Source organism: Fimbriimonadaceae bacterium (assembly GCA_019638775.1).
Lineage (GTDB): Bacteria > Armatimonadota > Fimbriimonadia > Fimbriimonadales > Fimbriimonadaceae > JAHBTD01.
Genome location: JAHBTD010000003.1, coordinates 397,701 through 413,731, shown reverse-complemented (window position 1 = coordinate 413,731; position 16,031 = coordinate 397,701). Strand labels below are relative to the sequence as shown.

Sequence of the window (16,031 nt, the reverse complement as noted above, 5' to 3'; positions counted from 1 at the left end):
CACGACTTGAGCGCATTACTTTATGTTAGGGAAACCTACGCGGCGGAGCTGACCCGTCGCTCCTGGAGACTGATATTGATCTCAAATGTCCCCACATTCGCCAATTGCAAGGGGATGCAGATGGCGGGAATGTTCAGAGTTGAGATCTTTACGTTCGCACCACGAATAATCGTGGGCGGCGTAATGTCGCAAACGAAGCCTTTGGCGGCTAGACCGGCAACGCTGTTACCGCTGATCATGTTGCCAAGCTCAGCGATCGCGCTGGCAGCAAGCTGATCAAACGTTTGGACGGGCTGGCCAATCATCAGACCGGCGATTTTATCCGCCGTGTGCGATGACAGACCGTAGATGACGAGACCCTCCACAGCGCCTGTGACGCCACACATGACGTTGACCTGTTGCGTTGTGAACATTTGCGGGCGCGCTGTAAGGTTGCCGCGTTCCGGGGTTAGCCCGATAACCTGCTGCATTACGTTCATACACGCTTCCGCAAAGGGATTGATATATTCGACTTTCATGTCAACAAAACCTCAAACAATAAACTTCACTCACCCAAACATCCGACGCCTACCCAAATCGCCTTGGCTTCGGCTGCGTGACATTTACGCAGCTGCTTTCGAGACAGCCTCCAAAACTCGATCGGGCTGGAATGGTTTGACGATAAAGTCTTTCGCTCCAGCTTGAATTGCCTCGACCACCATGTTCTTTTGCCCCATTGCGGTGCACATGATTACTCGAGCGCCCGGGTCGTGCGACTTGATCTCTTTGAGAGCAGCCAGACCGTCCATCTCGGGCATGGTGATGTCCATGGTCACGACATCAGGCGTAAGCTCTTTGTAGAGCTGGACAGATTCGACGCCGTTTGCGGCTTCGCCAACGACTTCATATCCTGCCTGAGTCAGAATGTTCTTCAATGTAACCCTCATAAAGAGGGCATCGTCCGTGATTAAGATGCGTTTCGCCATTCAGTTTCTCCGTGCATAGGTTTCTGGTAGAAAAACGAAATCGGCTGTTCAAAGCCAATCTGCTTTCCATTGAAAATGCGTTCTGTGCTTCCCACAAATAGGACGCCTCCGGGCTTCAGAGCCCGGAAAAATCTCTCATAAAGCTTATCTTTGGCATCATCGTTGAAGTAGATCACAACGTTTCTGCACATAATTAGATCAAAATTCGCATCGAAGGGCTCTTCGAGAAGGTTTGCCTTTCTAAAGGTGAGACACTTCTTAATCTCTGGGCTGGCGCGCCAGATATCGCCTTCTTTGGTGAAGTATTTGCCTTTGATCTCGGCAGGTACACAACGCATATCGGCTTCATTGAACTCACCGCTTCGAGCTTGTGCCAAAGCTGCGTCATCGATATCTGAGCCGACAATGCTGTGAAATCCTTTGAACTTATGCTGCAAGATCGCAGCAAGTGTGTGCGCTTCTGCGCCATAGCTGCAGCCTGCGCTCCAGACTTTAAGCTTGTTGTTGCGTCGAATCAATTCGGGCAGAACCTTATCCTGCATCTCGACCCACTTCTCTGGGTTACGAAACAGTTCCGAAACGTTGATCGCCATCTTGTCTTGAAACCACTGGATGTTTTCCGGTGACTTCTTTAGATAGAGCCAAAAGTCGTCAAGCTTCTTGCAGCCCTTTGTGTCCGCCATGCTGATGATGCGTCGTCGAAGCTGCTCCTGCTTATACTGGTTTAAGTCCAGATTTGCAGCGCGCTTAAAGTTCGAATAAAAACTTTGCCAATCCTGCTCGTTAAGATGCACGTGCCTTCCTCCCCGATAGGGATGCAACGATTGCGCTCCCCATTTCATGAATTCCAAATTCGGCGTCGATGCCCCCAACCTCGTATGCTGCTTTTGGCATTCCGTAGATCGTGCAGGTAGCCTGGCTTTCTCCGTAGCAAAGGCCGCCAGCTTCGCGGATGGCCTTTGCTCCAGCAGCTCCGTCCCGGCCCATACCCGTGAGGACAACGCCTACACAGCGTGCTCCAAAGGTCTGGATTGCGGACATGAAGAGGTGGTCGGCGGCGGGCTTGACGCCATGTATCGTCGGCGTATCTTCAAAGATAATGCTTCCGTTCTTATCCACCTTCATATGCACGCCACCCGGCGCGATGAGCGCAACGCCTGGCATGACCTTATCGCCAGCCTTGGCCTCGCGGCACGGAACTGTGCCAAGCCGATGCAGCCGCGCGGCAAGGCTTGCCGTGAATCCAGCGGGCATGTGCTGCACGATAAGAATCGGCGCATTAAAGCCTTGAGGAAGCGATTGCCACAGTGTTTGAAGGGCCTTGGGGCCTCCGGTGGAGCTCGCAATCAGGACAACTTTGTCCGTCTTCTGAGTGGGCATCCCCGCCTTGAGAGCTATTGCCGGTCTTAGTCCAACGCGAGCGCTAAGGGCAGCCCGAATCTTTCCGAGGAGCTCCTCTTGGACCTGTCGGAAGTGGAGTGTTGATCCCCCGCTGGGTTTGGCTACGAAGTCGTATGCGCCGTGCTCAAGGGCGGTAAGAGTCGCCTCGGCTCCCTTTGTGGTGATGCTGCTCACCATGATAATTGGGGTTGGACGCGCTTTCATAATCTCTTGAAGCGCGGCGAGGCCGGACTTACGAGGCATCTCGACGTCCATGGTGATGACGTCGGGCTTCAGTTCCAAGGCGAGCTTTACCGCCTCCTCGCCGTCATGAGCCATGCCCACGATTTCAAGATCAGCCTCCGCACCAATGATCTCGGAAAGCATCTTCCGAATCAGCGGAGAGTCGTCACAGACCAAAATTCTCTGTTTCATTTCGAATCAAACCCCTCAAACAATCTTTCGTAATCTTCGTATGCCTCGATAAAGGCGCCCAGCAGCTCATCAAGTTCGTCGTGGCGAATGCCCAATCGAACCATCGTATCTTCACAAAAATCGTATCGCAGCCCATCTGCCCCTAGACCGAAGCCCATGCTCATGGTCATGAAGTCGCCCATATGGACGGCATCGACGGTTAGGTTCACCGGATCGGCTTCGTTCGGATGGTGATGCCATCGAATCGCGGCGACGATGTCCTCTGGAAGATTCCAGAGTTCGCCGAGATAGCCACCAACTTCGCAGTGATCGAATCCCAACACTTTGCGCTCAACCTCGTCGAAGGTGAGGTTGTCCCGAATCGCCAAAGCAATAAACGCCTGAACCCGATTTTCGAGCCAGATGCTTAGGGCAACCTTGCCGACGTTATGCAGCAACCCTGCCGTAAATGCGACTGAAGGATCGACTCGCCCTGAGTGCTTGGCGACAAGCTCACTGCCGGTAGCGACGGCGAACGAATGTGTCCACATCTCCTTTGGTCCAAGGCCATAGCCTTTTAACGGACGACTTAGCCAAGGATATGTAGAGGCGACCATCGACAAGTTGTGGACGGCCTTCATACCGAGCATCACAACGGCATCGTTCACATCAACAACCCGGCGTGATAGTCCGTAATAGGCGCTGTTTGCCAGTCGAAGGACGCGCACCGTTAATGCTTGGTCTTTCTTGATGTGCTGGGCTACGGTTCGGGCACAGGATTCGGGCCGGTTGGTCTCGCGCATCACAGCCAGCGCCGCTGCCGGAATCGTTGGCAGGTCCGCCGTCTTTGCGACGATTTGTTCGATGGTGAATGATGGCTGGACCATGATTATCCCCTCAGGTTACAAAGCGGCTTTTCACCGAGAGAGACCGTTCGAACCGTAATTAGCCCGGTCTCTGCATCCATCATCACCGTTCGGCCGAGATTGCCCCCGACTTCCCTGGCGATGCACTTCAGGCCAAGACTCTTAAAAAGTGTCTCAACCGCCTCCGCATTGCGAACCCCAATATCCAGCTTCCCCGCCGTATTGGCGCTAAATTTAAAGACCTGAGCGCCACCCGCCATCGCCCAAACCATGCGCGATCGGTGTGCTCCAAGCCTTTCAAGCATTGTGAGAAGCTCCGGGACAGCCGTATTTGCAAACTTTCCTGGCCTCTCAATAGACTTATCGGCATATGCTTCGGGAAGCATGATATGTGCGCACCCACTTACGTTAGAAACTTTGTCCAGCGCACAAAGCCCGATGCAGCTGCCTAACCCGAGACAAGTGTATTTTGCCGGCCCCTTGGCCACGTGAATTTCCGCCATCCCCACGACGATTGATGTAGCCGTCATGGCTACGCAGCCTCCACGATGCCCAACGCGTTGAACATCAGTTTTAGGCCGCCCACGGTCGGAATGTACAGGAAGATTCCACTCGCTTCGTTCTGGTCGTCGAAAATATCTGTCTCGATCGCAAGCGCGGCGTGCTCTTCGTAACTCGCCTCCGTCACGATTGCGGACAAGATGCTCACCCCATAGTCCACTGAGACGTATGGAGGAGTTGCATGAAGTCGATAATTCGTCATGTCGGAAATCGCGTTTAAGAAGCTTGAGTTGATGATGTTTCCGACTTCCAGCATTGCCGATGCCTCAAGTTCGGAAACGTCTTCGATGCTTTCGGGGGCGCTTCCGAGAAGCATCTTCCAGATGCGCTGCGCGGCGGCCCATGGAAAAAGAAAAGCCATGTGGCCTTCGACATCACCCTCAACCGGCATGTAGATGCCGACGTTGATGCCGTCGCGATCACCCAACATTTCGGGAAGGTTTGTGAGGGCTACGTTCTCGGCATAGGGCACGCTCATGTTGAACGACCTGCCGGTTAGCTCTGTGAGTGCGGTCATTGCGTGGCCCAGGCCGATATTGGCCAGCTCACGCACCGCAGATAGCTCTAACAGCCCAAGTTTTAGATTCTCCGAACCCATACTCCACATCCAGTCCGACGGGGCCTACCGTCGTATCTCCTCTGTGTAGCGGTCCGTTCGTGTAGCCACGAACGAGATTCACTTCACCTGCGCCAGAGTATGTGTTCCACGCGTACGCTTGCAAATACCAAGCAAAAATACGGATGTTCGCGGAATTAGGTCGAGATGGGAGTAGGGGAGGGGTTTGGGTTGGGTCAGGGTCTGGCTCTTCGCTGTGTACGAATTGGGCTTATCTTGGTGGTTGTGCCTTGCGGTCTCCTATCATGAAGCATTCGCTAAGAGTCTGCAATGGATTGCCGTCCGCTTGCCTGAGCTGAAGTTGGACACGGGACACTTCAACCCCATCCTTGTAGAAGGTAGTGCCTTTGATGGTTGCCATTTTTGTGCCGTCGCGGGACCAAACGGGCCCAATCAAGTCTGCATACTCCTTTTCGGCGTCAACCATTGTCACAAGGTTAGAACCATCAATATTTATGGCAAACGCGCCTATACTCCTTGACTTTCGTGCTTCATCGGGGATGTCGTACTTACAGGTCACAACCATGCGCTGAAGATTCGGGCTAAACCCCACGCTGCTTAATCCAACAGGAGCATGTTTCAAGCCGGTGTTGACGCCTGGGACGAGGTCTGGGAAAGGCAACCTCCGCGTAGTCTTTGTACGCAAATCGTATTCATAGAGAGTGAGAATCGTCTGTCTTGGGTTCTTCGTGCCGCTGGCCCAAACAATTCTTCTCCCGTCCACAGAAGCTGCGAGACCGACAATATCACCGACGGTGGCAATCTTGAGGACTCGATTTGGTTCGGCAATGTATAGGGTGCCCCTGCCTGCAACAGCAAGTCCGTCCGACCCTGGGAGATAGGCTTCGTGGGACACATCGAACAGGTTAAGAGGGAGATTGGCGCGAGACGAGATTCTGCCCGATGGGACTTCGATCCAAATCACATCGGCATCACCTGGGGCATTTGCTCGCAAGCAAATGAGTTTGCTTCCGCTCTTGTTCCATTGGGGATCTCGAGCATTTGCGATGAGAAAGCTGGATTTCTGCTTTTCTAAATCAAACAAGAAGGTGTCACTGCCAACCGAGTAAGATATCCAACGTCCTGTGGGCGACCAAAGCGCATTCTCTGCCGACTCAGTATTGGGCAAGAGCTTCAGGCCAGTACCATCGACATTGACAACCGCCAACCCGGCTCTTACATTGTTTGGCAGGAGGTCATCGACAGCGATGGTGTCGAACACGATTCGCTTCCCGTCTGGTGAGAAGTCAAGTCCACCGCAGCCAGTTAGCTGGATGACCGCGAAACATGTGGTCAAACACCATACAATCAACCGAAGCACTTTGCTTGATTTCATGATTCTCTCCAAATTAGCGAACACACGCGGTAGAAAAATGGTGCCTCAACGCACTAAGAACGCCTCTGCCAGCAGATCATATCTCCAACAAAAAGAGCCTCCACCGCAACGGTGGGGGCTCTTTAGCTTTCTGAATTCTCGCAAGCTTAGATCATCACTTTGCCAGTGACTTTCTGAACCTTTCCGACAATCGCGCCTTTGGCCAACAGCTCAGCACGACCTTCAGCAGCAGAATCTTTGCATCCGAAGAACTTGTAGCCTGCGCCAGCCACAAAGACCTTGAACTTCGCTTCAGCGCCCTTGGCGTTGCAGCAATCGCCCTCACCCTTGGCTTGTGGCTTTTCGGCGGTCGATTTGCAGCACTCCTTCTTTGCTTCGGCGGCAGCCATCATTCGGCGAGCCTCAGCCATGAACGCCTCCTCTGAGTTCACTTGCTTGCCTGCTGCACAGCAGGAATCCTGCTTCGCTTGAACCTTGGGCTTCACGGCTTCTTTGCAACAGTCATCCTGCGCGGCAGCAAAGCTGACGGCGAGAGTCATCATCGACATAAGTACAAAAATCTTCTTCATCTCAAATTCTCCGAAACTGACAGTTGCAGGAATGATACCAAAAAGTGCGTTTTCGAATTGCGGCAAGTTGCTTTCACGTTGCCTAGGCCAAGTCACCTTTTTGAGGCAACCAGTTCTGCGGCTTCCACACAATTCGACAGCAGGCTTGCTACCGTCATCGGGCCAACTCCACCAGGGACCGGCGTGATCCAGCTTGCAATCTCTTTTGCCGACTCAAAATCCACGTCGCCGACGTCGTGCGTTCGTCCTTCGACCTTGTTGTAGCCCGCATCAAAGACCACGGCCCCAGGCTTGATCCAGTCGCCTTTCACCATTTCGGCTCGGCCCACGGCAGCGACAAGAATGTCGGCGGTGCGACAAAGGTCGGCGAGATTTTGGGTTCGGCTGTGGGCGATGGTTACGGTTGCATTCTTCTGCAAAAGCATTAGTGCGGCGGGCTTGCCCAAGATCACGCTTCTGCCAATAACCACCGCGTTTTTTCCAGCGCAGTCGATGCCGTAGTGCTCGATCATCTTCATGATGCCGAGGGGGGTTGCACATCGAAAGCCGGGGAGGTCAGAGACCAAGCGCCCGAGCGACGCGGGAGTGATCCCATCGACATCCTTCTCCGCGCCAAGGACGAGCAAAGCTGCCTTTTCGTCAAGGTGCGCTAGCAGAGGGTGCTGAATCAGCACTCCGTGGACGTCTGGATCGCCATTGAGCTGTTCGATCCGGTTGATCAGCTCTTCTTGAGTCGTGTTCTCGTCGATCTCATAAATCTCACCGAGCATCCCAGCCGTTTCAGCCCATTTTCGCTTCATGCGAACATAAGCCCAGCTTGCCGGGTCTTGAGCGGCGACAAGAACATCCAGCCGGGGAACGATGCCTTTTGCGGCAAGGACGGCCACGCGCTCTTTTAGCTCTGCCCTGATCTGTTGGGAAAGGGCTTTGCCGTCGAGGATTTGCGCGCTCATTCCGGCTGATCCTCCACCTTGTCCTCGCCTAACACCGGTTCGACAACTTCAGGATCGGGGGTCAGTTCGTCAGATTTGATCTTCCAAAGGCCGATCTTCATCAGTTCATCCGCTTCTGGCGTACCCGGCCTTACCTCTTCAATAGCGACGGGCGCTTCGACCTCTGGCGGGGCTTCTTCAACGGCCTCTTTTTCCGCTGGAGAACCCGCCCAGTCCGCTTTCGGGCTTCCTTTCAAAATCTGCGCGAGGACGCCGTTTACAAATTTTCCGCTTTCTGCTGTGCTGTACTTTTTAGCAATCTCGATGTACTCGTTCAGGGTGACTGCGGGCGGCACCTGCGGACAGTGCAGCAGTTCGTAAGCGCCGAGTCTCAGCAGGTTTCTGTCCACGGCTGCCAGCCTCTGCATGTTATAGCTGCTCAGGTGGTCGCTGACAATCGTGTCAATTTCGGATTTGCCTTCTTGAAAGCCTCGTACCAGCTCTTCTGCAAAAAAAATAAGCTCGCGGTCGAGCTCAAGGTGTTCCTGCATCTCCATCATCGCCTCAGGCAAGGCGATCTTCCCTATTTCTATCGCGTACATCGCACGGAGTGCGGCCTCTCTGGCTTTTCTCCGACTCTTAACGGGCACCGGCGGTTTCCTCCGCGAGGAATCGCGGTACAAAGTCGGTTGCGAAGTTGCCCGCGACGTAGTCGGGATGAGCGACGAGCCTGCGCAAGAACGGGATATTCGTCATGACGCCTTCGACGTGGAACTCGTGAAGAGCGGCTTGAAGCTTCTTGACGGCGTCGGTTCTGTCCTTCCCGGTACAGATGAGCTTTGCGAGAAGGGGGTCGTAATATGGACTGACGCAGAACCCCGCGTAACAATGGCTCTCCATCCGGACTCCACGTCCCATCGGCGCTCGCCACATCGTAATGGCTCCGGTGCTGGGGGCAAAATCCTTGTCGGGGTCTTGGGCGGTGACTCGGGCCTCGATACTGTGTCCACTGAGCCGAATGTCTTCCTGTTTGAACGGAAGCTTGTCCCCTGCCGCGACCTTGAGCATCGTATGCACCAAGTCGATTCCGGTGATCTCCTCGGTTACTGGGTGCTCCACCTGCAGTCGGGTATTCATCTCCAAGAAATAGTAGTTGAAGTCGTCATCGACGAGGAATTCGACCGTCCCCGCGTTTTGATAGCCCACGCTCCAGGCCACCCGGACCGCAGCTTCGCCCATCGATTTTCGCACTTCGGCAGGGAGCTGAGCGTAGGGCGCTTCTTCGACGATCTTCTGGTGTCGAAGGTTTTGGACAGAGCATTCGCGCTCGCCGAGGTAGACCAGATTCCCGTGCTGGTCACCGATTAGCTGAATCTCGACGTGCCTTGGACGCAGGACGCACTTCTCAACAAGCATTTCGTCGCTGCCAAAGCTAGCGGCTGCTTCGGCCTGGGCCGTGCGCCAAGCCCCGGCAAGCTCTTCGGGGCTATCGACACGGCGGATGCCGCGGCCCCCTCCGCCAGCTACAGCCTTGAGCAGAACCGGATAGCCGATTTGGTCGGCGACTTTGAGGGCATCTTGATCGGTGGCAACGGGGCCATCGGAGCCAGGAACGACTGGGCAGTTCGAAGCAATTGCCGCTTGCTTGGCCTTGGCTTTATCGCCCATGCCCTCGATTGCTGCGGGGGGTGGACCGATGAAGGTCACTCCAATCTGTCCGAGAGCCTCGGCAAACTGAGAGCGCTCGCTGAAGTAACCGTAGCCTGGGTGAACGGCATCTGCTTCCGAGATGCGCGCCGCCATCAAGACGTTGGCTAAGTTCAGATACGAATCGGTGTTCGTGCCATGCCCAACGCAAATCGCCTGGTCGGCGAGTTTCACATGCAGGCTATCCCTGTCCGCCTGCGAATAGATCGCGACGCTATTGATGCCGAGTTCGCGGCATGCACGGATGACGCGGCATGCGATTTCGCCACGGTTTGCGATGAGGACTGTCTTAAACATCAATACTTCTCATGCCCGGCATGCGGACACTTCACCTCGCCCGTCTCTGGGTCGTATTCGTACGGCTCCTGCCCGACTGCACAACTATAGAAATCGTTGCCTATGCGAAGCTCTTCGAGCTTCACCGGATACATATCGTCAGTCGTGTGCCGCGCTTCGATTCCAAGGCGCAATTGGCGGAGATTGTTTCTGCACACCTCGTCTTTTGCCTTATACATCGACTTGCCGATGATGGTGTTGCCCTTTCCATCGGCGCGTGTGCTTCCGCCGTTATTGCCAAAGCCCATGTACATCGCACCCGCCAAGAGTGCGAGAATCCCGATCACAACCAAAATTTCAACCAGGCCAAATCCACGTTTGGTTTTCATTGTTAGCTCCTCACACGGGCAAGCGCTTGCCCGTATTCGACCGGATCGCCATCCTTGACTAACACCTCTTCGATCGTTCCCGAGAACGAAGACTCCACGTCGTTCCCTAACCCGAGAGCCGAAACCACACCCACCAAATCGCCAACTTTGATCTCATCGCCTGCTTTCAGGGGGGTCTTTCCATCCTGATAGTAACCGACGCAGGGTGCAGTAATCTCCCTGAAGGGCGATTCGGGGGAGGTCATCACATCACGAGCCGGATCGGGTGAAGTTACTGCTGGATTCGCTCTCTTTGCGCTTAGCCGAGCGCTAAACTCCAGGTCACCAGCCTCCAGTTCAACCTCTGTACACCCAAGCTGCCGCGCAACGGTGAGCGCGTGCCGGATTTGATCGAGCTGCAGTTCGGACATGGGCCTCTATTCTACCAGTCGGGAGGCAGGGGCGTAATGGGCAGGGATTGTAAGGATCGTAAGGATCGTAAGGATTGTAAGGAGTAAAGAAGAGCACAGAGTATCGGAATCGGGTTATGGCGAAGCTACAAGCTCAACGCTCGTCACTCAAACCCACTCCCTGAGATGGTGCCCCAGTCCCGTTCATGTTGTTCCTGACGCTTTACGATCCTTACGGTCCTTACGGCTCCAGCTCACAAATCAAGTACATTCAAACTATGATCCGCATCGTAGAGGTTGGCCCAAGGGACGGTTTACAGAATGAGGCTACACCGATCCCCACCGATGTCAAGCTGGCCTTTATCCAAAACTTGATTGATGCTGGGCTGACCGAGATCGAGGCTACAAGCTTCGTTTCCCCGAAATGGGTTCCCCAGCTTGCCGATGCTGCCGAACTCTGGCCCCAGCTTCCGTCTGGTGCGCGGTTTAGCGCTCTCGTCCCAAATGTGCGCGGGCTTGAGCGGGCTATGGAGGTTGGATGCGACAGGATCGCCCTGTTCACCGCTGCTAGCGACGCGTTCACGCAGAAGAACATCAACATGTCGGTCGAGCAATCCCTTCAAGTCTTTGAGGAAGTGATTGCAACGTTCCGAGCCGTTCATCCAAAAGGCTGGGTCAGGGGGTACGTCAGTACGGCGTTTGAGTGTCCCATTGCGGGGAGGATCGACCCTGCGACCACGGTCGCCGTTGCCAACGCGCTGCATGACCTTGGAGTTGATGAGATTAGTCTGGGCGATACGCTCGGTGTTGCCGTTCCAGCCGAAGTCAATCGTCTCTGCCAAGAGTTGCGCGATGGCTTTTCGGGCGACCTTGGCAAGATCGCTTGGCACTTTCACGACACTCGGGGAACCGCAATTGCGAATGTTGCGACGACACTCGAGTGGAACGTTTACTCCACCTTCGACGCAAGCGCAGCTGGGCTTGGCGGATGCCCTTATGCGAAGGGGGCTGGCGGCAACCTGAGCACGGAAGACTTGGTTTACTTTATGGAGCGTTCGGGGGTCCAGACGGGGGTTGATTGGGCGAAGTTGTCTCGGGCGAGCTTACCGATCCTTCAGCTTCTTGGCCGGGGACCTCAGGCAAAATCTCAATTAGCGGCTTTGGCTTTGGCTGAGTAGCCGACCAGCCGAGAAGCAAACCACATAGTAGGGTTAAGGCGGCAGTGGATATCCATTCCTGCTTCGTTAGTCTGATTTCACTCCAGTTCACGATGAGGATGACCAAGCCTATCGGCACCATCGCGGGCAAAGGCATACTGGTCAAGCCGACAAGGCCCATGTATGCGACCAGGACAGGAATCATCACCGTTAGGGTGAGCCTTGTCTTCATCTTGAACCGGAACAGCGCGACGAAGAACATCCCCATGAACACAAGGTCAGCAGGTCCGACGTAGCCGCCTATCGCTGCTTTCCCGCCGGGCGGCTGTGCCGAGGTGTTTGCGATGGCAGCTGGGATTTGCATCGCCACGGACGGAAGGGCGTTGGGCATCTTCTGTAAGATGACCTGGGTAAAGCCGACCGGGGTCAGGACCAAGAAAGCGTCGTAAGCCGCAAGGAATATGCTGACCGGAATCAGGAGATTCCGATCTTTGAGCATCGTCGTCAATAACGCCCCAAGTCCAATGCACCACGTGCTTAGGCCAGCTTGGGAGATCGCGCCGAGGGCGCCTGATATCGGGCCGTGCCCTCCGGTGAGCTGCTTGTCGAGGAAGAACAAACCGAGATGTGTCGCTAATCCACCCGCCACAAAAAGCAGGGCGGTTGACTTCTTCCAGTGGGCATTTGCCGCGTAAAAGAGCGCAAGGATGGGAGCGCCCATGAAGATCGCGGTAAGCAGGACATTGATTGGGAGTAGGACTGCTTCGGGGAATGTAATGTATCCAAGGCCGACGCGGAGCAGCGCGAGCGAGCCCAAAGTGATAAAGAAAATCGCGATGCCGCCAGGCATCGTTGGGTCGGGACGAGAATTCGTCTGGTCGACTTGGGGCACCGCGTCAGCATCAGACGCATTCGGCTTAGACTGGGACAAGACGCCCTCCCTTCGACTTCTCAGTGGGTATCCGCATCGCCCGCCGATAGACCTCAACTACGGACTCGACCATAGCTTCTGACCCACGCCCACGGACCGTTTGGAGCGACCCTTGTGAGAGCTTGGCGTACAGCTTTTCGTCGTTCAGTACTTTAAGGATCGTTCCGGCAAACTCGGTCGGATCGTTCTTCACGGTGTAGCCGTTCACATCGGGCACGATGGTCTCACTTGCCCCACCGCCTACAACCGCAACTGCGGGCACGCCATAGGTCATCGCCTCTTGCAGCACTAAACCCTGCGTCTCCGAAATCGAGCTAAAAACGAAGAGGTCGGCGGCGGAGTAGAACTGATCCACTTCTGCGCGCGGCAAGAACCCCGCAAAACGAACGCGGTCGCCGATGCCAAGGCCTCGCACCATCTCGCGTGCTTCTTCGCGGTAAGGTCCATCGCCAACCAGGATGAGCCGCAGGTTGGGCTCTTCACGCATAGCGAGAGCTGCCATCTCGAAGAGGGTGCTTAGGTTCTTCTCTTTTGCGATACGCCCCACATAGAGCATTACTAGCTCGACTGGATGGATGCCTAGCCGAGCCCTTGCCTCGGACCGGTCAATCATCTGCCGATCTGGGGCTCCCGTAGGAATGACTTTGATTGGGGTGGTGACCGCGTGTCGTCTGAGCCACTTTTTGGCGGCTTCGCTGGGGACGATCACGTGCCGTACCGAGTTGTAGTAGAAGCTCGTATGTTTCGCGATTTTGAACCGGACATATCGCCGTGGAAAGAAGGGGATGTAGTGGGCGTAGCGATCATAGAGCGTGTGGTAAGTCGAAACGATGGGGATTTCGTGGGAATCCGCCCATCTGAGGCCCATGAAGCCAACAGTGAACGGTGTGTGCGTGTGGATCACATCGTAAGTGTTCTTTCGAAACTCGCCAAGGATCCCGTGCACGAACGGGCCGACGAGCGGGTAGCCCTTGGTCCAAGGCGTTTCCATCGCCCAAAAGCGGTAGGTGTTTGGATCGGAATCTTTGTATCCTGGAGCGGCGGCGGTGTAAACGTGGACGGAATGTCCGGCATTGCGCAGGCCACGCACGAGTGCATCAATGCTGATGCTCACGCCATTCAGGATGGGAAGAGCGCTATCGGAGAAGATCGCGATCCGCAACTTCTCGCGACTCACAGAGTTACTCCTCTGGGAAGCGTCCGTGCTCCTCGACGAATCGGATGATGTCGCTCAAACGGAAACGTCGTTGGCCACCTTTGGTGCGATGATGCGATAGCCATCCTCGATTAGTGTACCGACGAACCGTTGCCGGACACACTCCTAATAGACGGCTGCTCTCTTCCAAACTCAGCTCGGGATCGAGCAATCGGAGAATTAATTCTTCGCGTGACTCTTTGAAGTCGCCGCCATAATAGTTGGCCGTCACACTATCGTCGAAGAAACCCGAAAGAAACTCAATGTTGCGGGGGATCGATTCCCAAAGCGACTTGAGTCGAGGATGGACGTTCTGCTTGAGCGCGGGCTTGGATGCTTTGCGAGGGCGTGGAGCGCGCATCGCTGTTTTGCGATACTTCTTCGGTGGTTCAAGAACAGCCGTCGATGCGCCGTTCTTATGTTCAGATCGAAGGTACTCAGTGATACGAGGGACGTCTACGTCCAGGTCTGTATCCACTGTTCTCGGGGGTTGCCCGCTCTTGGGACGGTTGTCCAAAAACCCTTGTTCGATATATTCCAGTGGATCAAATTCCTTCTTTTTCAACCCGTACCTCAATCGCGACAGCAAGGGTCATGATACCCCTGCATCGCGTCTGCCTCTTACGTCAATGGTCACAAAATCAGCATCGAATCGCCGAAAGATAAAAACCGGTATTGCTCGCTGACCGCTTCCTTATACGCATTCATCACAGCCTCGCGTCCCACCATCGCGCTGATCATCATCAGCATGGTCGTTCGGGGCATATGGAAGTTTGTAAACATGCCTTCCACCGCCTTGAAGCAATAGCCGGGATAAATGAAAATGCTTGTGTCCAGTACCCCGTTCGTGATGTCCCTTCGCGAATTAGCAAAAGTTTCGATTGTGCGAACGGAAGTGGTACCGACGGCTATCACTCTACCCTTGCACTGAGCAATGGCGCAGGCCGTTTGCGCCGACATGGAGCATCTTTCGCCATGCATTTTGTGATCTTCGATCCGCTCAACACTCACCGGGCGGAACGTGTCAAGCCCAACATCAAGGGTCACTTCGGAGGTTTGCACCCCTTTTTCTTGGAGTTCGTTTAAGATCTGGGGAGTAAAGTGCAGACCGGCCGTCGGTGCGGCGGCGCTACCGCCCACTTCCGCATAAACCGTTTGATAACGCCCTGCGTCTTTGAGCTTTGTGTGGATGTATGGCGGGAGAGGGACTTCGCCGATCTCTCGAAGCTTGTGAGCGGGGTCATCCTCTTCTGGAAAGGAGATACGCTTCTTTCCTTCTCCGAGGTCGTGCTCAATTCGAGCAATCAAAGCTCCTTCTAGTTCGACCAAAGCTCCGGGCTTCAATCGCTTGGCAGGCTTTGAAAGCGCTTCATAGCCTCCGTCGGGGTGTTCGCGTAAAAGCAAGAGCTCGACCTGTCCGCCGGTTTGCTTCTTGCCGAAGAGTCGCAGCGCCGTGACCCGTGTGTTGTTGACAACAAGAAGATCGTCCGGCTGGAGGATATCGACGACTTCACGGAATTGTCGATGTTTGATTGCCCCTGTGCGCTTGTCGATGTGAAGCAGTCGGGATGCGGAGCGATCGGGGAGGGCTTCCTGGGCGATCAGCTCGACAGGCAGATCGTAGTCGTAATCGCTCAGTCGATCCATGTGAAGACCTGTTCGATGTCGTGGAGCGTCGAGAGGGTTCCTTTGTAGCTGGACTGGCAGGAGCGGTCGATAAGCGCAGCGTGCATCCCAACCCCGCGTGCTCCCTGGACGTCGTCGAGAGGGTTGTCGCCGATATGAAGCGTTTCATCCGGCTTCACGCCAAGCTCTTGCAGCGCATTGGTGAAAATGTAGGACTCGGGCTTTTCAACCCCAACTTCCAGCGAGGCGTAAACCTTCTCGAAATAGTGCTGGATATTCAGATTTTTGACCACTCGGTGGAGGCTGTAGTCCCAGTTGCTGATGATCGCGAGTCGGATGCCTTTGGCTGAAAGCTTGTCGAGGCAGGCTAACGTATCGTCAAACAAGCTGAAAATCTGTTGATCAGGGCCGTAAAGACGCTCGCGTACAATCTCCATGAGAGGGTCAAGCTTATCGGCAGGAAGGCCAACTTTCGCCATCCAATCTCTCGTCAGCTCGATCCAAAACCCATCGCAGATATCGGGGTCTTTCGTCAGATTCAGCTGTCCGTACTCCTTCCATCGCCCAAACAATAGACGCTCATAGACCTCCTTCGCGACCTGTTCATCGGGGTTCATTCCTGCCATTCGCGCCGATTCAATGGCGAATCTCGACGAGTTCCAGTCTGCCCGAACAAGGGTGTCGGCACAGTCGAAAGTGATACAGGTGATCGGCATGGCGTC

General features: G+C 54.9%; 19 protein-coding genes. 1 reads left to right on the top strand and 18 read right to left on the bottom strand.

Going from position 1 to position 16,031, the window contains the following annotated elements; translation table 11 throughout:
- Positions 1-35: 35 nt before the first annotated feature.
- The 14 genes from KF784_13530 to KF784_13465 all read right to left on the bottom strand — a co-directional run bounded on the left by KF784_13530 (position 36) and on the right by KF784_13465 (position 10,421).
- Positions 36-518, bottom strand: a complete 483-nt coding sequence (locus KF784_13530; GenBank protein ID MBX3120082.1) for a chemotaxis protein CheX — start codon at positions 516-518, stop codon at positions 36-38.
- 84 nt (positions 519-602) lie between these two features.
- Positions 603-965 (bottom strand): response regulator, encoded by a 363-nt coding sequence (locus tag KF784_13525; protein MBX3120081.1) that lies wholly within the window; start codon positions 963-965, stop codon positions 603-605.
- The gene (locus KF784_13520; GenBank protein ID MBX3120080.1) at positions 947-1,759 is read right to left on the bottom strand and encodes a protein-glutamate O-methyltransferase CheR; all 813 of its coding nucleotides are present in this window, start codon (positions 1,757-1,759) and stop codon (positions 947-949) included. The genes KF784_13525 and KF784_13520 overlap by 19 nt, the downstream gene beginning before the upstream one ends.
- Complete coding sequence (locus KF784_13515; protein ID MBX3120079.1) at positions 1,749-2,780, bottom strand: chemotaxis response regulator protein-glutamate methylesterase; 1,032 nt, start codon at positions 2,778-2,780, stop codon at positions 1,749-1,751. Before KF784_13515 ends, KF784_13520 begins: the two co-directional genes overlap by 11 nt.
- The gene (locus KF784_13510; protein ID MBX3120078.1) at positions 2,777-3,646 is read right to left on the bottom strand and encodes an HDOD domain-containing protein; all 870 of its coding nucleotides are present in this window, start codon (positions 3,644-3,646) and stop codon (positions 2,777-2,779) included. The genes KF784_13515 and KF784_13510 overlap by 4 nt, the downstream gene beginning before the upstream one ends.
- Before the next feature lie 2 nt (positions 3,647-3,648).
- Positions 3,649-4,155 (bottom strand): hypothetical protein, encoded by a 507-nt coding sequence (locus KF784_13505; protein MBX3120077.1) that lies wholly within the window; start codon positions 4,153-4,155, stop codon positions 3,649-3,651.
- A gap of 2 nt (positions 4,156-4,157) precedes the next feature.
- Positions 4,158-4,784 (bottom strand): chemotaxis protein CheC, encoded by a 627-nt coding sequence (locus KF784_13500; GenBank protein MBX3120076.1) that lies wholly within the window; start codon positions 4,782-4,784, stop codon positions 4,158-4,160.
- A gap of 229 nt (positions 4,785-5,013) precedes the next feature.
- Positions 5,014-6,138, bottom strand: a complete 1,125-nt coding sequence (locus KF784_13495) for a hypothetical protein (GenBank protein ID MBX3120075.1) — start codon at positions 6,136-6,138, stop codon at positions 5,014-5,016.
- Between the two features lie 146 nt (positions 6,139-6,284).
- Positions 6,285-6,707 (bottom strand): hypothetical protein, encoded by a 423-nt coding sequence (locus KF784_13490; protein MBX3120074.1) that lies wholly within the window; start codon positions 6,705-6,707, stop codon positions 6,285-6,287.
- Between the two features lie 92 nt (positions 6,708-6,799).
- The gene (locus KF784_13485; GenBank protein ID MBX3120073.1) at positions 6,800-7,660 is read right to left on the bottom strand and encodes a bifunctional 5,10-methylenetetrahydrofolate dehydrogenase/5,10-methenyltetrahydrofolate cyclohydrolase; all 861 of its coding nucleotides are present in this window, start codon (positions 7,658-7,660) and stop codon (positions 6,800-6,802) included.
- Complete coding sequence (gene nusB, locus KF784_13480; GenBank protein MBX3120072.1) at positions 7,657-8,289, bottom strand: transcription antitermination factor NusB; 633 nt, start codon at positions 8,287-8,289, stop codon at positions 7,657-7,659. The genes KF784_13485 and nusB overlap by 4 nt, the downstream gene beginning before the upstream one ends.
- Complete coding sequence (locus KF784_13475; GenBank protein ID MBX3120071.1) at positions 8,279-9,643, bottom strand: acetyl-CoA carboxylase biotin carboxylase subunit; 1,365 nt, start codon at positions 9,641-9,643, stop codon at positions 8,279-8,281. Before KF784_13475 ends, nusB begins: the two co-directional genes overlap by 11 nt.
- Entirely contained in the window at positions 9,643-10,011 is a 369-nt protein-coding gene (locus tag KF784_13470) for a prepilin-type N-terminal cleavage/methylation domain-containing protein (protein MBX3120070.1), read from the bottom strand. The genes KF784_13475 and KF784_13470 overlap by 1 nt, the downstream gene beginning before the upstream one ends.
- A gap of 2 nt (positions 10,012-10,013) precedes the next feature.
- A complete protein-coding gene (locus KF784_13465; protein ID MBX3120069.1) occupies positions 10,014-10,421 on the bottom strand; it encodes a biotin/lipoyl-binding protein in 408 nt (135 codons plus the stop codon).
- Positions 10,422-10,606: 185 nt separating this feature from the next.
- Between KF784_13465 and KF784_13460 the strand changes: the two genes are divergently transcribed.
- Entirely contained in the window at positions 10,607-11,578 is a 972-nt protein-coding gene (locus KF784_13460; protein ID MBX3120068.1) for a hydroxymethylglutaryl-CoA lyase, read from the top strand.
- A gap of 896 nt (positions 11,579-12,474) precedes the next feature.
- On the opposite strand, the gene KF784_13455 is transcribed toward KF784_13460, so the two are convergent.
- From KF784_13455 to KF784_13440, 4 genes are all read right to left on the bottom strand, one after another.
- Positions 12,475-13,665: a glycosyltransferase gene (locus KF784_13455; GenBank protein ID MBX3120067.1), complete on the bottom strand. Its 1,191-nt coding sequence runs from the start codon at positions 13,663-13,665 to the stop codon at positions 12,475-12,477.
- Positions 13,666-13,669: 4 nt separating this feature from the next.
- A complete protein-coding gene (locus KF784_13450; protein MBX3120066.1) occupies positions 13,670-14,248 on the bottom strand; it encodes a helix-turn-helix domain-containing protein in 579 nt (192 codons plus the stop codon).
- A gap of 68 nt (positions 14,249-14,316) precedes the next feature.
- Entirely contained in the window at positions 14,317-15,330 is a 1,014-nt protein-coding gene (gene queA, locus KF784_13445) for a tRNA preQ1(34) S-adenosylmethionine ribosyltransferase-isomerase QueA (protein ID MBX3120065.1), read from the bottom strand.
- The gene (locus KF784_13440; GenBank protein ID MBX3120064.1) at positions 15,318-16,025 is read right to left on the bottom strand and encodes an HAD-IA family hydrolase; all 708 of its coding nucleotides are present in this window, start codon (positions 16,023-16,025) and stop codon (positions 15,318-15,320) included. Before KF784_13440 ends, queA begins: the two co-directional genes overlap by 13 nt.
- Positions 16,026-16,031 lie beyond the last annotated feature (6 nt).

Excerpts from the sequence above, each read along its gene's own strand:
- KF784_13500 (MBX3120076.1), bottom strand. The coding sequence starts at position 4,784 with ATGGGTTCGGAGAATCTAAAACTTGGGCTGTTAGAGCTATCTGCGGTG.
- KF784_13465 (MBX3120069.1), bottom strand. The coding sequence starts at position 10,421 with ATGTCCGAACTGCAGCTCGATCAAATCCGGCACGCGCTCACCGTTGCG.
- KF784_13485 (MBX3120073.1), bottom strand. The coding sequence starts at position 7,660 with ATGAGCGCGCAAATCCTCGACGGCAAAGCCCTTTCCCAACAGATCAGG.
- KF784_13470 (MBX3120070.1), bottom strand. The coding sequence starts at position 10,011 with ATGAAAACCAAACGTGGATTTGGCCTGGTTGAAATTTTGGTTGTGATC.
- KF784_13475 (MBX3120071.1), bottom strand. The coding sequence starts at position 9,643 with ATGTTTAAGACAGTCCTCATCGCAAACCGTGGCGAAATCGCATGCCGC.
- KF784_13515 (MBX3120079.1), bottom strand. The coding sequence starts at position 2,780 with ATGAAACAGAGAATTTTGGTCTGTGACGACTCTCCGCTGATTCGGAAG.
- KF784_13510 (MBX3120078.1), bottom strand. The coding sequence starts at position 3,646 with ATGGTCCAGCCATCATTCACCATCGAACAAATCGTCGCAAAGACGGCG.
- KF784_13495 (MBX3120075.1), bottom strand. The coding sequence starts at position 6,138 with ATGAAATCAAGCAAAGTGCTTCGGTTGATTGTATGGTGTTTGACCACA.
- KF784_13460 (MBX3120068.1), top strand. The coding sequence starts at position 10,607 with ATGTTGTTCCTGACGCTTTACGATCCTTACGGTCCTTACGGCTCCAGC.
- KF784_13505 (MBX3120077.1), bottom strand. The coding sequence starts at position 4,155 with ATGACGGCTACATCAATCGTCGTGGGGATGGCGGAAATTCACGTGGCC.
- KF784_13525 (MBX3120081.1), bottom strand. The coding sequence starts at position 965 with ATGGCGAAACGCATCTTAATCACGGACGATGCCCTCTTTATGAGGGTT.
- KF784_13440 (MBX3120064.1), bottom strand. The coding sequence starts at position 16,025 with ATGCCGATCACCTGTATCACTTTCGACTGTGCCGACACCCTTGTTCGG.
- KF784_13490 (MBX3120074.1), bottom strand. The coding sequence starts at position 6,707 with ATGAAGAAGATTTTTGTACTTATGTCGATGATGACTCTCGCCGTCAGC.
- KF784_13530 (MBX3120082.1), bottom strand. The coding sequence starts at position 518 with ATGAAAGTCGAATATATCAATCCCTTTGCGGAAGCGTGTATGAACGTA.
- queA (MBX3120065.1), bottom strand. The coding sequence starts at position 15,330 with ATGGATCGACTGAGCGATTACGACTACGATCTGCCTGTCGAGCTGATC.